The sequence below is a fragment of the Thermomonas sp. genome, assembly GCF_041919455.1.
GTDB lineage: Bacteria > Pseudomonadota > Gammaproteobacteria > Xanthomonadales > Xanthomonadaceae > Thermomonas.
In genome coordinates this window covers 1-14,387 of the sequence record NZ_JAYRTQ010000035.1, presented here as the reverse complement: position 1 = coordinate 14,387, position 14,387 = coordinate 1, and the positions used below count along the sequence as shown (strand labels likewise).

Below are 14,387 nucleotides of genomic sequence, written 5' to 3'. Positions count from 1 at the left end.
GTCGCGTCACACGCGCGTGCCGGTCCAGCCAGTCCAGTTGTTCCAACCGCGGGCCGCAGCGCGGACACGCCAGGCGTAGCCGCTCAACCTCCAGTTCCACCGGATCCTCGAACACCGGGAGGTCGCGTATCCGCCGCAGCGTGCGGTCGTGGATGGCCGCAACGACCTCGCCGCAGCCGCTGCAGCGACGAACTTCACCAGGCGCTGGCCTCAGCTTCACTGCCAGCCAACGACGCTCGCCGCGCTGCTCGTGCCACCACGCCTCAACCCGATACCCCACCCAGCCTCCCAGCTGGGCAATACAATCCCCGTCGGCCACGGCCGACCCCCGGTTTGTTGACTCGACAACTGCAAACTAACCGGGTCGGCCGTGCGCCTCTCCCTCCGATGGGAGAAGAACCTTTTTTTTGTCCTGCGCGCGATTGCTACACTGCTGCGATGCAGGAACCGCGCCGCGCCAGGAAGAAGACCAAGGCCACCTCGATGGACATCGCCCATCGAGCCGGGGTGTCGCAGGCCACGGTCTCGCGCGTGCTGCGCGGTAGCCCGCTGGTGAACGTCGAGACCCGCAAGCGCGTCGAGGAAGCGGTTCGCGAGCTGAACTACAAGGTCGATCGCCACGCCTCCAGCCTGCGCACCCAGCGCTCCGGCACCCTGGCGCTGCTGCTGTTCGAGGATCCGACCCCGGACGACTCGCACATCAATCCGTTCTTCCTGTCGATGCTCGGTTCGATCACCCGCGCCTGCGCCAAGCATGGGCATGACCTGCTGGTGTCCTTCCAGCAGTTGTCGGACGACTGGCATGCCGACTACGAGGACAGCATGAAGGCCGATGGCCTGATCCTGCTCGGCTACGGCGACTACATCGCCTACGAGAGCAAGCTGGCGCACCTGGTCGCGCAGGGCACGCATTTCGTGCGCTGGGGCGCGGTGCTGCAGGGACAGCCCGGCATCTCGATCGGTTGCGACAACGCCGCGGGCGGTGCACTGGTCGGGCGCCACCTCATCGAGCGCGGGCGGCGCAAGGTCGCGTTCCTCGGCGATGCATCCACCCACTTCCCGGAATTCTTCGCCCGTTACTGCGGCTGCGATGGCGCGCTGCGTGAAGCCGGACTCCGCATGAACCCGGCCCTGCAGGTCGATGCCGACAGTTCCGAGCAATCCGGCTACGACGCCGCGCGCACGCTGATCGCGCGCGGCCACGCGTTCGACGCGATCTTCGCCGCCAGCGACCTGATCGCGATCGGTGCGATCCGCGCGCTCACCGAGCACGGCCTGCGCGTGCCGGACGACGTGGCCATCGTCGGCTTCGACGGCACGCCGATGGCGCGCTTCTCCAATCCGCCGTTGACCACGGTGGTGCAGGACACATCGGGTGCCGGCGAGTTGCTGGTCTCCAGCCTGCTGAAGCTCGTGCGCGACGAACCCGCCGAAAGCGTCACCCTGATGCCGACGCTGGAAGTCCGCGCCTCCAGCGGCGGTTGATCCCGATCAGCGCGGCTTGCGCGCGCTGGCCATCGCCTGGTCGAGCGCGGCCTGCAACGCCGGCTGCGTCACCGCGGCATCGAGCAGGAAGACCTGCACGCCATGCGCCGGGACGTCGGCGGACAGCCTGCCTCCATCGGCGACATCGACCGTGGTGCCATCCAGCGCGGAGCGCCATGCGCCGGCTTGCAGCATCGTCGCGACTTCGAAACGCTGGGGCGCATCGCCCTTGTTGAGCAGCACCAGCGCGATCTGTCGCGTGCCCGCGTGCTGCAGGACGCGGTAGAACGCCGCGCGATCGCCTTGCAGTTCGATGTCCACCTGCACGCCGCGCTGCAGTGCCGGTGTCGATGCACGGATGTTGGCGATGCGCGCGAGCGCCGCCCGGATGGGATGGGTCCGTGCCGCTTCGATGCGCTCGACGCCGAAGTAGTTGCGGTTGCCCGCGTGTTCGGCGGTGCCGCGTTCAAAGCCGATTTCCGAGCCGTAATAGATCACCGGGATGCCACGTGCGGTGAACAGCCAGTTGTGAGCGTCGATGAACCCATCGTCGCTGGCCTTCATGCGCGGCATGTCGTGGTTGTCGTAGAACGTCATCAGCTCGTACGGGTTCGCGTAAGGTCCGTCGGTCAGGTGCAGCGGTTCCGCCAGGGTGGCGAAGTCGCTGGACGGCTTCTCGAACAGGTTCGCCAGCGCCTGCTTCAGCGGGAAGTCGAGCACGCTGGCGTTGGCATTCTCCGCCCAGGTGTGTTCCGCGATTTTCTTCGCGTCGTAATCGAATGCTTCGCCGAACATGAAGAAGCCGGGACGCTTCTCACGGATATTCTGCGAGAACGCATGCCAGAACGAATGCGGCAGCCAGCCGATGGTGTCGATGCGGAAGGCATCGGCGCCCTGGTCGATCCATTGCTCGTAGGCGCCGAGGAGGTAGGGCAGCAGGCGCGGATCGTTCTCGTTGAGGTCGGAAAGTTGGGCGATGCCAACCTTCCTGTTGTAGAACGCGTTCAGCGGGTTGTTCGGATCCAGCTTCTCCGGCGGCAGGTTCATGTGGTCGGCGACCAGCGTGCCGTTGGCGTCGTAGAGTTCGCCGAACTTCGGTTGGTCCACCGGCATCGTGTAGGCGGGCGATCCGTGGTTGGCCACGATGTCCAGCACGGTCTTCAGGCCATGCGCACGCAGCGTCTCGGTCAGTCCACGGAAATCCAGGCCGGGCGAAGGCAGGTGCTCGTCGAGCTGGTAGAAGTTGACGCCCCAGTAGCCGTGGTAGCCGGTCTTCCCGCCATCGGTCCAGAACCCTTCCCACTTGACCGGCTCGCCCCCGGTGAAGGCCTCGTCCGGCTGGTCGACGATCGGCGTGATCCACACCGCGCCGAAGCCCATGTCGCGGATGTACTGCGCGTGGTCGGCGATTCCCTTGAAGTCGCCGCCCAGGTAGCCGACGTTGTCGTGCTTGCCGACGGGTGCCCCGGGCACCGGACGGTCGAAGGTGGAGAATGCGGCGCCCTTGGACTTGCCCTGCTCGCGCTGGTCGTTGGAGGGGTCGCCATTGACGAAGCGGTCGGTGAGCACGAAGTACACCGCGTTGGCAGCGAACGGTTCCAGCGTGCCGTAATAGTCCTTCGCAGGCGTGGTGGTCGATGTCGCATCGCGCGGCTTTGTCGAGGCGCAGCCACTGATGGCGAGGGCGATGGCAAGGGCGAGCGACGTTGTCACGTGGCGACGGGTCATGCGCGTGCTCCAGCCGAAGGTTCCTGCACGCGTGCAAGCGCGAGCGCCGCCAGCAACAGGCTGATGCCGCTGATCGCCATCGCGAAGATCGGGCGGTTGTCGAACAGACTACGCAAGGCGGGGCCCAGCAAGGTGGCGGCGACGATCTGCGGGATCACGATGAACATGTTGAAGATGCCCATGTAGATGCCCATCTTGGGTGCCGGCACGCAGCTTGAGAGCAGCGCATACGGCATCGACAGGATGCTGGCCCAGGCCACGCCGACCAAGGCGAACGACGCGATCAGCCAAGCCGGGTTCGGTACGGCCCACATCGACAGGAAGCCGATGCCGCCAAGCACCAGCGAGGCCGCATGGACGGCCTTGCGGTTCAGCGGCCGGCGCGCGGCGATGAAGCTGAGCAGCAGCGCGACCAGCATCGACGACAGGCCGTAATAGCCCATGTAGGAGCCGACCAGGTCGGCGGCATCCTGGAACGCGGCATTGGCCGACTGGAACGCCGCAGCCTGCGCGGGAATCGCCATGTCGAACGCGGCGGGATTGGGCGCGGGCGCCTTGAATACGTGCTCGGTCAGCCCGGGCGTGGCCATGCTCCACATGCTGAAGAACGCCAGCCAGCTGAAGAACTGCACCGCGCCGAGGCGGCGCATCTGCACCGGCATGTTCACCACGTGCTTGACGATCTCGTTGAACAGGTTGCCCTGCGCGCGGTTCTCCTCGCGGAAGCGCTGCAGGTCGTCGGGCGGGTATTCGCGGGTGGTGAACACCGTCACCAGGATGCTGGCCATGAACACGAATGCGCCGATCGCGAAGGCGATCTTCACCGACGGCGGCACGATGCCCGGGCCGGCTTCGTTCGGCACGCCGAGCAGGGTCACGAACCACGGCAGGTTGCTCGCCACCCAGGTGCCGATGCCGATGATCAGCGTCTGCAGCACGAAGCCGTACGAGCGCTGCTGCTCCGGCAGCTTGTCGGCGACCAGCGCGCGGAACGGTTCCATGCTGATGTTGATGCTGGCATCCAGCACCCACAGCAGGCCCACGGCCATCCACAGCGTCGGCGAGTGCGGCATGAACAGCAGGGCGATCGAACTCAGGATCGCGCCGATGACGAAGTAGGGGCGGCGGCGTCCGAGCACGGGATGCCAGGTGCGATCGCTGAACCAGCCGATCACCGGTTGCACCAGCAGGCCGGTCAGCGGCGCGGCGATCCACAGCAGCGGCAAGGCGTCTCTTTCCGCACCCAATGTCTGGAAGATGCGCGACATGAAACCGCCCTGCAGGGCGAAGCCGAACTGGATGCCGAGGAAGCCGAACGACATGTTCCAGATCTGCCAGAACGACAGTGCCGGCCTGGATGACGTGCCCGTTGCGTGCATGCGTTGCCTCGTCTGCGTGGCGATCAAGAGTGCGCGGAGTGTGCTGCAGCACATCGATCGAGTCGTGATGCAGTGCCGCATATTCGGCATGTTTCATGGGGTCATCGCGCATGTAAACGTATTCAACCCCGCATCGAATCGGCGGCGCGCGCTGCAGGCGGCATGATCCGCGGCAGTCGCAGGCGGGGTGGACGTGGGGATGACGGATCAGCAGTGGTGGCGCGGCGCGGTGATCTACCAGATCTACCCGCGCAGTTTCCTCGACACCGATGGCGATGGCGTGGGCGACCTGCCGGGCATCGTCGCGCGCCTCGGCCACGTGGCGTCGCTGGGCGTCGACGCGATCTGGATTTCGCCGTTCTTCAGGTCGCCGATGCACGACTTCGGCTACGACATTTCCGATTACTGCGACGTCGATCCGCTGTTCGGCACGCTGGAGGATTTCGACCGGCTGTTGCGCGAGGCGCACGTTCGGGGCCTGAAGGTGATGATCGACCAGGTGCCAAGCCATTGCTCGATCGAGCATCCGTGGTTCGTCGAAAGCCGGCAGGACCGCGGCAATCCGAAGGCCGACTGGTTCGTGTGGGCCGATGCGAAACCCGATGGCAGTCCGCCCAACAACTGGCTGTCGATCTTCGGCGGCGTGGCCTGGACCTGGGAGCCGCGCAGGCGCCAGTACTACCTGCACAATTTCCTGAGCTCGCAGCCGCAACTGAACTTCCACAATCCGCAGGCCTACGCCGCGCAGCTGGAGACCCTGCGGTTCTGGCTCGATCGCGGCGTGGACGGGTTCCGCCTCGATTCGATCAACTTCCCCTTCCACGACGCGCAACTGCGCGACAACCCGGCCAAGCCGATGGAACTGCGGCAGGGCCGCGGCTTCAGTCCCGACAATCCGTATGCCTTCCAGTACCACACCTACAACAACACCCGCCCGGAGAACCTCGGCTTCCTGGAAGACGTGCGCCGGCTGATGGACGGCTATGCCGATGTCGCCGCGCTGGGCGAAATCTCCTCGGACGATTCGCTGGCGACGATGAGCGACTACGTGCAGCCGCACCGCCTGCACATGGGCTACAGCTTCGAGTTGCTGACCGACGACGGCTCGCCCGCGCACATCCGCAGCACGGTCGAGGCACTGGAAGTGCAGTTGCAGGACGGCTGGCCGTGCTGGGCGATTTCCAACCATGACGTGCAACGCGCGGTCACGCGCTGGGGCAATGGTCGCGACGACGATGCGCATGCGCGGCAGTTGATCGCGCTGGTCTGTTCGCTGCGCGGTTCGGTTTGCCTGTACCAGGGCGAGGAACTCGGCCTGCCCGAAGCCGACGTGCCGTATGAGGCGCTGCAGGATCCCTATGGCAAGGCGTTCTGGCCGAACTTCAAGGGTCGTGACGGATGTCGCACGCCGATGCCGTGGAATGATGCCGCGCAGGCCGGCTTCAGCAGCGTGAAGCCCTGGTTGCCGGTGCCCGATGCGCACATCGAGCGCAACGTGGACTCGCAGTCGGTGGATCCGTCTTCGGTGCTGAATGCCGCGCGCGCGTTCCTGGGCTGGCGCAAGTCGCAGCCGGCGCTTGTGGATGGTTCGATCCGCTTCCTCGACGCGCCTGCGCAAGTCCTCGCCTTCGTCCGCGAGCATGATGGCCAGCGCCTGCTGGTCGCCTTCAACCTGTCGCCGGACGCGATCACGTGGGCACCACCCGCGGGGATCGCATTGCTGTCGGTGCCGGGCGTGGATGCAGCCGAACTGCGTGATGGCGTACTGCAGTTCCCGCCACGCGGCGCCGCCTTCGCCAGTCTCGATTGAACATGGCCTTGCGTGGCATGCGCTGCATCGCGGCCGTGTTGCTTGCGTGCATCGGGCAAGCGCAGGCGGCAACGCCCGATTGTGATGGCGATGCCATGCGCGTCCTGCGGCCGGTCGTGCATGCCGCGAGCGATGCGCGCGCCTACTGGCTGGACGACACCCTGGTCCGCTGGCCCGGCCAGCCTGCCGACGCGCGCTATCGGCTGGTGGTGTCGAGCAACGCGGCTTTGCGCGTCGAGCGTGGCAAGCCGGTGGAAGGTGCAGGCCAGTCGTTTGCATTGTCAGCGGCGAATGGCGTGCCCGATGGGGTTGAACGACGTTTCGCGTTCACCGGCGGCGGCGCGACATTGCTGATTCCGGAGACGGCAAGGCGCTCGCTCCGCGACCTGTTGCGCACGCAGGTGATGCTGGTGCGCGAGGACGCGCAAGGCAACGTGTTCGATGCCACCTATCTGCAAACGCCCGGTGCGTTGGATGTTCTGTACAGGGCGGCGGAGGCGATGCCGCTCGGTGCGGACGTGCTCGACGGCGAAACCGCATTCGCGATCTGGGCACCGACAGCAGTCGCGGTTGCCGTCTGCCTCTACGATGATGGCCACCGCAAGGCACGTGAACAGATCCCGCTGGACGTCCAGCAGGGCAATGGCACATGGGTGGGCTTCCTGCCGAACGACCTGCGTGGCGGCTATTACGCCTATCTGGTCGACGTCTTCGTGCCCGGCACCGGCATCGTCCGCAATCGCGTCACCGATCCGTACTCGACCAGCCTCACCACCGATTCTGCGCGCAGCTACATCGCCGATCTCGATGATCCCGCACTGAAGCCGGCCGGCTGGGACGAGGCGCCGCGTCCGCCCGCGCTGGCGTCCAACACCGACATGGCGATCTACGAGTTGCATGTTCGCGATTTCTCGATCGGCGATGACACCGTGCCGATGGCACATCGCGGCAAGTACCTCGCGTTCACCGATGCCGACAGCAACGGCATGCGCCACCTGCGCGCCTTGGGCGAAGCGGGCATCACCGACATCCACCTGCTGCCGGTGTTCGACATCGCCACGATCCCGGAGTCGGGTTGCGTCACACCCGTGATCCCGCAGGCTGCGCCGGACAGCGACGACCAGCAAGCGGCGTCGATGGCCGTCGCCGCGAACGACTGCTTCAACTGGGGCTATGACCCGTTCCACTTCAACGCGCCGGAAGGCAGCTACGCCAGCGATGCGGCGGATGGCGCCGTGCGTATCCGCGAATTCCGCGCAATGGTCCAGGCACTGCATGCGGCCGGCCTGCGCGTGGGCATGGACGTGGTCTACAACCACACCACCGCGTCCGGGCAATCGCCGCGCTCGGTGCTGGACCGGATCGTGCCCGGCTACTACCAGCGGCTGGATGCGAACGGCAAGGTGGAGACCTCGACCTGCTGCGACAACACCGCGACCGAGCACAGGATGATGGCGCGGCTGATGCGCGATTCGGTTGCGATGTGGGCGCGGGACTATCGCATCGACTCGTTCCGCTTCGACCTGATGGGCCACCAGCCGCGCGCGGAGATGATCGAGGTGCAGCGCGCCGCGAATGCCGCTGCGGGTCGCCACGTCCCGATGGTCGGCGAGGGCTGGAATTTCGGCGAAGTCGCCAATGGCGTGCGCTTCCCGCAGGCCGCGCAGGGCATGTTGAACGGCAGCGGCATCGCCACGTTCAGCGATCGCGCCCGTGATGCGCTGCGCGGTGGCGGCTGCTGCGACAGTGGCGATGCCCTGTTCGCGCAGGGATTGCTCAACGGTCTTGCGCATGCGCCGAACGCGCGCGCTCGTGGCAAGGCGACGCGTCGTGACCTGCTGCATGCCGCCGACCTGGCCCGCGCTGGCCTTGCCGGCACCTTGCGCGACTACCGCACCACGCTGGCAGACGGTCGCGTCGCACCGCTCTCGGCACTGGACTACAAGGGCATGGAAGCCGGCTACGCGAACCAGCCCGGGGAGGTCGTCAACTATGTCGAGAACCACGACAACCCGACGTTGTGGGACATCCATGCATTGAAGCTGCCGCAGGCGACCAGCGCGCAAGAGCGCACGCGCGTGCAATTGCTCGGCGCGGCCTTCGTTGCCTTCAGCCAGGGCGTGCCGTATTTCCATGCCGGCATGGACGTGCTGCGCAGCAAGTCGCTGGACCGCAACAGCTTCGACTCCGGCGACTGGTTCAACCGGCTCGACTGGACCTACGCAGTCAACGGCTTCGGCGCGGGACTGCCGCCAATGCAGGACAACGGCAAGGACTGGGAGCTGCTTCGCCCGGTGTTGCGCAACCCGAATGCCAGGCCGTCGCCTGCCGATATCGCGTGGATGCGCGATGCCTTCCGCGACCTGTTGCGCATCCGCGCCAGCACGCTGTTGTACCGCTTGCGCAGCGCGGAAGACGTGCAGCGCCGGCTGGCGTTTCGCAACGTCGGGCCGAAGCAGAATCCATTGGTCATCGTCGGACATCTTGATGGTGATGGCCTGGCCGGCACCTACCGCGACGTGCTGTACCTGCTCAACGTCTCGCCGGATGCGCAATCGCTGCTGCTGCCGGAAGAAGTCGGCAAGGGTTATGTGCTGCACCCGGTGCAGGCCGCGGATGGTGCGGCGGATCCACGCGCGAAGCAGGCGCGCTATGCCGCGAAGGATGGAACGTTCACGGTGCCGGGCCGCACGGCGGTGGTGTTCGTGGTCGACACGAAAAAGGACACGAGATGAAAACCTTGGAACTCGGAATCCTGCTGGCGCTGGCCTTGCCCGGCTTCGCGCATGCGGAACAGGTCGCGCACGCCACATCGCCCGATGGCCGCATCGTCGTCCAGCTCGACCTCAATGGCGAAGGCCGCCTGGCTTACCGCGTGCTGCACGATGGCAAGCCGGTGATCGGCGATTCGCGGCTCGGCTTCATCCTGCGCAACGACCGTCAGTTGCTGCGGAACTTGCAGATGGAAACGCAGTCGTCGCGCAGCTTCGACGAAACCTGGGAACAGCCGTGGGGCGAGCGCCGTTTCGTACGCAACCGCTACAACGAATTGCGCGCCGAGTTCGTCGAGAAGGATCGCGATCGCCGCCGCTTTTCGATGGTGTTCCGGGTCTTCGACGACGGCGTCGGCTTCCGCTACGACGTGCCGAAGCAGCCGAAGCTCGCGGAAGCGCAGATCGTGCAGGAGCTGACCGAGTTCGCGGTCGCACGGCCGTCGACGGCCTGGTGGATTCCTGCCTATCAATGGAACCGCGAGGAATACCTGTACAACCGCACACCGCTCTCGCAGGTCGGCGTGGTGCAGACGCCCATCACCCTGCGCGCCGACGATGGCCTGCACGTCACCTTGCATGAAGCGACACTGGTGGATTACGCCGGCATGAACCTGGCGAAGGGCGAGGGGCAGGTGTTACATGCCTCGCTCACGCCGGGCAGTGATCCCGCTGCGGTCGTGCGTGCCACGCCGTTCCAGACACCATGGCGGACGATCCAGATCGGCGCGAAGGCGGCCGATCTGGTCGAGTCGAACCTGATCCTCAATCTCAACGAACCGAACAAACTCGGTGACGTCAGCTGGTTCAAGCCCAGCAAGTACGTGGGCGTGTGGTGGTCGTTGCACCTGGACAAGGAAACCTGGGCGACCGGGCCGAAGCACGGTGCGACCACGGCGAACACCAGACGCTACATCGACTTCGCCGCGGAAAACGGCTTCCGCGGCGTGCTGGTGGAAGGCTGGAACGTGGGTTGGGATGGCGACTGGTTCGCCAATGGTTGGGACTTCGACTTCAGCAAGCCGACGCCGGATTACGACCTGCGCGGTCTCGCCGCGTACGCAACGTCGAAGGGCGTACACCTGATCGGCCATCACGAAACCGGATGCGCGGTCAGTCATTACGAGCGGCAGATGGACGCGGCCTTTGCGCTGTTCGACAGGCTCGGCATCGACGCGGTGAAGACGGGTTACGTCTGCGATGCCGGGCAGATCGAGCGCCAGGACATCGCCAAGGGGCCGGTGCTGCGCGAATGGCATGAAGGCCAGTGGATGAGCAATCATCATCTGCGCGTGGTGCAGGATGCGGCGAAGCATCGCGTCGCGATCAATGCGCACGAACCGATCAAGGACACCGGCCTGCGCCGCACGTATCCGAACTGGATTTCGCGCGAAGGCGCGCGCGGGCAGGAGTTCAACGCCTGGGGCGATCCGCCGAATTCGCCGGAACACGAAGTCACCCTGGTCTACACGCGCATGCTCGCCGGACCGATGGACTACACGCCCGGCGTGGTCAGCCTGACCGGCAAGAACGGGCAGGAAATCGGCAGCACGCTGGCGAGGCAACTGGCGTTGTACGTGGCGCTGTACAGCCCGATCCAGATGGCCGCCGACCTGCCGGAACATTACGCCCGGCAGCCGGATGCGTTCCGCTTCATCAAGGATGTCGCGGTGGATTGGGACGAGAGCCACTTGATTGCAGGCGAGGTCGGCGAGTACGCCGCGATCGCACGCAAGCAGCGCGATGGTGCGGACTGGTTCATCGGCGCGATCAACGATCGCCACGCACGCACGGTGCAACTGAAGCTCGATTTCCTCGATGCCGGCAAGCGCTATCGCGCCGAAGTCTATCGAGATGGCGAAGGCGCCGACTGGAAGGGCGATGCGCGCTTCCGCTTCGTGCGCGAGGAGCGCACGGTGGTGCGCGGCGACGTGCTCGACGCATGGCTCGCGGGCGGCGGTGGCATCGCCGTGCGACTGGTGCCGCTGGCGCGCTGATCTGCGGCGCATTCATCGCCGTTGTTCCTGCGGCGCTGGGCATTGTTGCGTTGCCACAAATCGGTGCCGATCGGCACTGATCTGCCTGCCGACGCGCGTTTAAAGGGCGCCGCGATCATGCTGAAAGCCAGCAATGGCGCGGGTTTCGCGGCTTTTTTTCGATGGATCGCCATGAATACGTATGCAGGTTGGCGTCGTCGCGGATCGACGCGGCTACCATCGCGCCGTTCGTGTAGCGCCATCCGGCTCGCACGATGATCGGACGGCGAGGGACCGTTCGACACCTCATTCATTCCTGGAGGGGAAGATGGTGCAGTTGAAGCGAAACCTGTTGAGCGTGGCGCTGGCCTCGGCGACGATGATGTTGATAGCCCAGGCGCATGCGCAGTCCGCGCCTGCGGCCGACCAGGCCGAGCAAGAAGCGGCGGCGAAGAAGAAGGACGATGCGAAGAACCTCGACACCGTCGTGGTGACCGGCATCCGCGGCGCCATCGAGCGCTCCATCGACGCCAAGCAGACGTCCACGTCGATCGTCGAGACGATCTCGGCCGAGGACATCGGCAAGCTTCCCGACGCCAGCATCGCCGACTCGATCGCCCGCCTTCCCGGCCTGACCGCGCAGCGCGAGCGTGGCCGTGCCGCGCAGATCAACATCCGTGGATTCGCCGGCGACTTCTCCACCGCGACCTTGAACGGCCGCGAGCAGGCCAGCACCGGCGACAACCGCGGTGTCGAATTCGACCAGTACCCCTCGGAGCTGCTCAGCTCGGTGGTGGTCTACAAGACGCCGGATGCGGGCCTGGTGGGCCAGGGTCTGTCGGGCACCGTCGACCTGCGCACCGTGCGCCCGCTCGAGTACGACAAGCGCGTGGTCAACGTCGGCGCGCGCTACGACCAGAACAAGATCCGCGACCAGAAGGAAAACGGCTACCGCTACAGCGCCACCTACATCGACCAGTTCGCCGACGATACGGTCGGGCTGATGCTTTCGGTGGCGAAAATGGACAGTCCGCAGCCGGGCTACCAGAACGAGGTATGGGGTTATGACCACCCGCCTGCTACTCCCGACAACATCCGGTCCTTGGGCGGAGGCAAGCTCTACAAGTTCGACAACAACCACCAGCGTACCGGTGTCGCCGCGACCCTGCAGTTCCGGCCGAACGACGTCTACGAAGGTACGCTGGACTGGTTCTACTCCAAGTTCGAGAAGACCGAGATCAAGACCGGCATGGAGTTCGGTACCTTCTGGGGTTCCGGCCAGCTGCAGCCCGGCTACACCGTGGCGGGCAACGGCACGATCACCAGCAGCCGCTGGAACAATGTGTCGCCGGTGATCCGCATGGACAGCAACCCGATCGACGATCGCCTGAACTCGATCGGCTTCAACAACAAGTTCAAGGTCGGCGAGAACTGGCTGATCAACGCCGACGTTTCGCTGTCCGACGTGAAGCGCAAGTTCCGCGTGCTCGAGACCTACGCCGGCGTCTCCAGCAACAATGGCTACACCACGCTGGACGCGACGCTCGACCCGAGCGGCCTGTTCTACAACTACGTACTGGGCACGACCTTCGACAACCCCTCCACCCTGGTCCTCACCGACGCCGGTGGCTGGGGGCAGGACGGTTACCTCAAGGACTTCGGGGTCGATGACAAGCTGCGCTCCTTCCGCCTGAACGCGATCCGCAGCTTCACCGACGGCTTCATCAGCGAACTCGATTTCGGCGCCAACTACACCAAGCGCACCAAGCACAAGAGTTCGATCGAGGCCAAGCTCTGCCTCACCAATTGTTCGGCGGGCCGCTTCGGCGTCACCGCGCCGTTCCCGGGCTCGATCCAGGACTTCAACTTCGGCGGCATCGGCCAGCTTGGCGTGTACGACGCGAACGAGGCGCTGGCATCGGGCACCTACAACCTGGTCTACAACTTCCATCAGGACATCGCCGCGAAGAACTGGTCTGTTGGCGAGGAGCTGACCACGCTGTACGTCAAGGCCGCCATCGATACGGACGTGGGCAGCATGCCGCTGCGCGGCAACGTCGGCTTCCAGTACGTCCGCACCGATCAGGAAGCCGAGGGCTACAGCACGTTCTCCGGCAACCCGGCCGGCTCGCCCACGTCGGACGGCGTCACCTACTCGGTCTTCCTGCCCAGCCTGAACCTGGGCCTGGAATTCCTGCCGGAAACGGTGGCGCGCGTGGCCGTGGCACGGCAGATGGCGCGTCCGCGCCTGGACCAGATGCGCGCGGGCATGGACGTGGGGATCAACAACGAGCGGCTGTGGTCGGCGGGTGGCGGCAACCCGCGCCTGCGTCCCTGGCTTGCCAATGCCTTTGATCTTTCCGTCGAGAAATACTTCAGCACCAAGGCCGGCAACCGTGGCTACGTCGGTGCTGCGTGGTTCTACAAGGATCTGAAGACCTACATCTACAACCGCGAGGTCGAGTTCGATTTCACCGGCTTCCCGTTGCCGCCGCCGCTGCCGGGCCAGACCAATTACCCGACGTCGATGATCGGCAAGATCAACCAGCCGATCAATGGCGAGGGCGGGAACATCCGCGGGCTCGAGTTGACCGCCTCCGTGCCGCTCGACCTGCTGTGGTCGCCGCTGAACGGCCTTGGCATCATCGCGACCTACTCGGACACCAACAGTTCGATCCGCCCGAACGGGCCTGGTACGGTCGAGCCGCTGAGCGGCCTGTCCAAGTACGTCTCCAACGCCACGCTGTATTACGAGCGCGGCGGGTTCTCGGCACGCTACAGCCGGCGTACGCGCTCGGCCTTCCGTGGCGAGACGCGCGGCTTCGGTGCGGACTACCAGACCATCAGCATCGCCGGTGAGACGGTCCAGGACGCGCAGTTGAACTACAACTTCACCCGCGGCGCGCTGGAAGGCCTGTCGCTTTACCTGCAGGTCAGCAATATCGGCGATGAGCCGTTCGCGGCATACAACGATGGCGATCCGGCCAACCGCCCGGAGAAGTACTTCGAGTACGGCAAAACCACGCTGGTCGGGTTCAGCTACAAGTTCTGATTGCCCTCCCTCCCGGGTGGCAACCGGCCCCCGCCTCGCAAGAGGCGGGGGTTTTCTTTTGGTTCATCACGGAAGTCCGGGGAGCGCCCACAAAAAAAGGAACGGCGGATTCGGGTGAAGATGTTTGTGCGACCAAACGTCTAAACCGAAGCCACCGTTCCCATGTCAGATAGTAAAGCTTGCCTA

General features: G+C 65.4%; 9 protein-coding genes. 6 read left to right on the top strand and 3 right to left on the bottom strand.

The window, feature by feature from the left end:
• On the bottom strand, positions 1 to 319 hold a 319-nt coding region (locus tag ACE3T8_RS14565; RefSeq protein ID WP_374610133.1), incomplete at its 3' end, for a transposase family protein.
• A 119-nt stretch (positions 320 to 438) separates the two neighbouring features.
• On the opposite strand from ACE3T8_RS14565, the gene ACE3T8_RS14560 reads away from it, so the two are divergent.
• Positions 439 to 1,485, top strand: coding sequence for a LacI family DNA-binding transcriptional regulator (locus tag ACE3T8_RS14560; protein ID WP_374610131.1), 1,047 nt, complete (start codon positions 439 to 441; stop codon positions 1,483 to 1,485).
• 6 nt (positions 1,486 to 1,491) lie between these two features.
• On the opposite strand, the gene ACE3T8_RS14555 is transcribed toward ACE3T8_RS14560, so the two are convergent.
• Both ACE3T8_RS14555 and ACE3T8_RS14550 read right to left on the bottom strand, forming a co-directional pair.
• A complete protein-coding gene (locus ACE3T8_RS14555; protein ID WP_374610129.1) occupies positions 1,492 to 3,213 on the bottom strand; it encodes an alpha-amylase family glycosyl hydrolase in 1,722 nt (573 codons plus the stop codon).
• Positions 3,210 to 4,535, bottom strand: coding sequence for an MFS transporter (locus ACE3T8_RS14550; protein ID WP_374610128.1), 1,326 nt, complete (start codon positions 4,533 to 4,535; stop codon positions 3,210 to 3,212). Before ACE3T8_RS14550 ends, ACE3T8_RS14555 begins: the two co-directional genes overlap by 4 nt.
• On the opposite strand from ACE3T8_RS14550, the gene ACE3T8_RS14545 reads away from it, so the two are divergent.
• The 5 genes from ACE3T8_RS14545 to ACE3T8_RS14525 all read left to right on the top strand — a co-directional run bounded on the left by ACE3T8_RS14545 (position 4,534) and on the right by ACE3T8_RS14525 (position 14,201).
• Complete coding sequence (locus ACE3T8_RS14545) at positions 4,534 to 4,758, top strand: hypothetical protein (RefSeq protein ID WP_374610126.1); 225 nt, start codon at positions 4,534 to 4,536, stop codon at positions 4,756 to 4,758. The two genes, ACE3T8_RS14550 and ACE3T8_RS14545, sit on opposite strands and share 2 nt — an antisense overlap.
• Before the next feature lie 33 nt (positions 4,759 to 4,791).
• Positions 4,792 to 6,402, top strand: a complete 1,611-nt coding sequence (locus tag ACE3T8_RS14540; RefSeq protein ID WP_374610124.1) for an alpha-glucosidase family protein — start codon at positions 4,792 to 4,794, stop codon at positions 6,400 to 6,402.
• Positions 6,403 to 6,497: 95 nt separating this feature from the next.
• Positions 6,498 to 9,137, top strand: a complete 2,640-nt coding sequence (locus ACE3T8_RS14535) for an alpha-1,6-glucosidase domain-containing protein (protein ID WP_374610122.1) — start codon at positions 6,498 to 6,500, stop codon at positions 9,135 to 9,137.
• Positions 9,134 to 11,170, top strand: a complete 2,037-nt coding sequence (locus tag ACE3T8_RS14530) for a glycoside hydrolase family 97 protein (protein ID WP_374610120.1) — start codon at positions 9,134 to 9,136, stop codon at positions 11,168 to 11,170. Before ACE3T8_RS14535 ends, ACE3T8_RS14530 begins: the two co-directional genes overlap by 4 nt.
• 307 nt (positions 11,171 to 11,477) lie before the next feature.
• Positions 11,478 to 14,201 (top strand): TonB-dependent receptor, encoded by a 2,724-nt coding sequence (locus ACE3T8_RS14525; protein WP_374610119.1) that lies wholly within the window; start codon positions 11,478 to 11,480, stop codon positions 14,199 to 14,201.
• Positions 14,202 to 14,387: the final 186 nt, after the last annotated feature.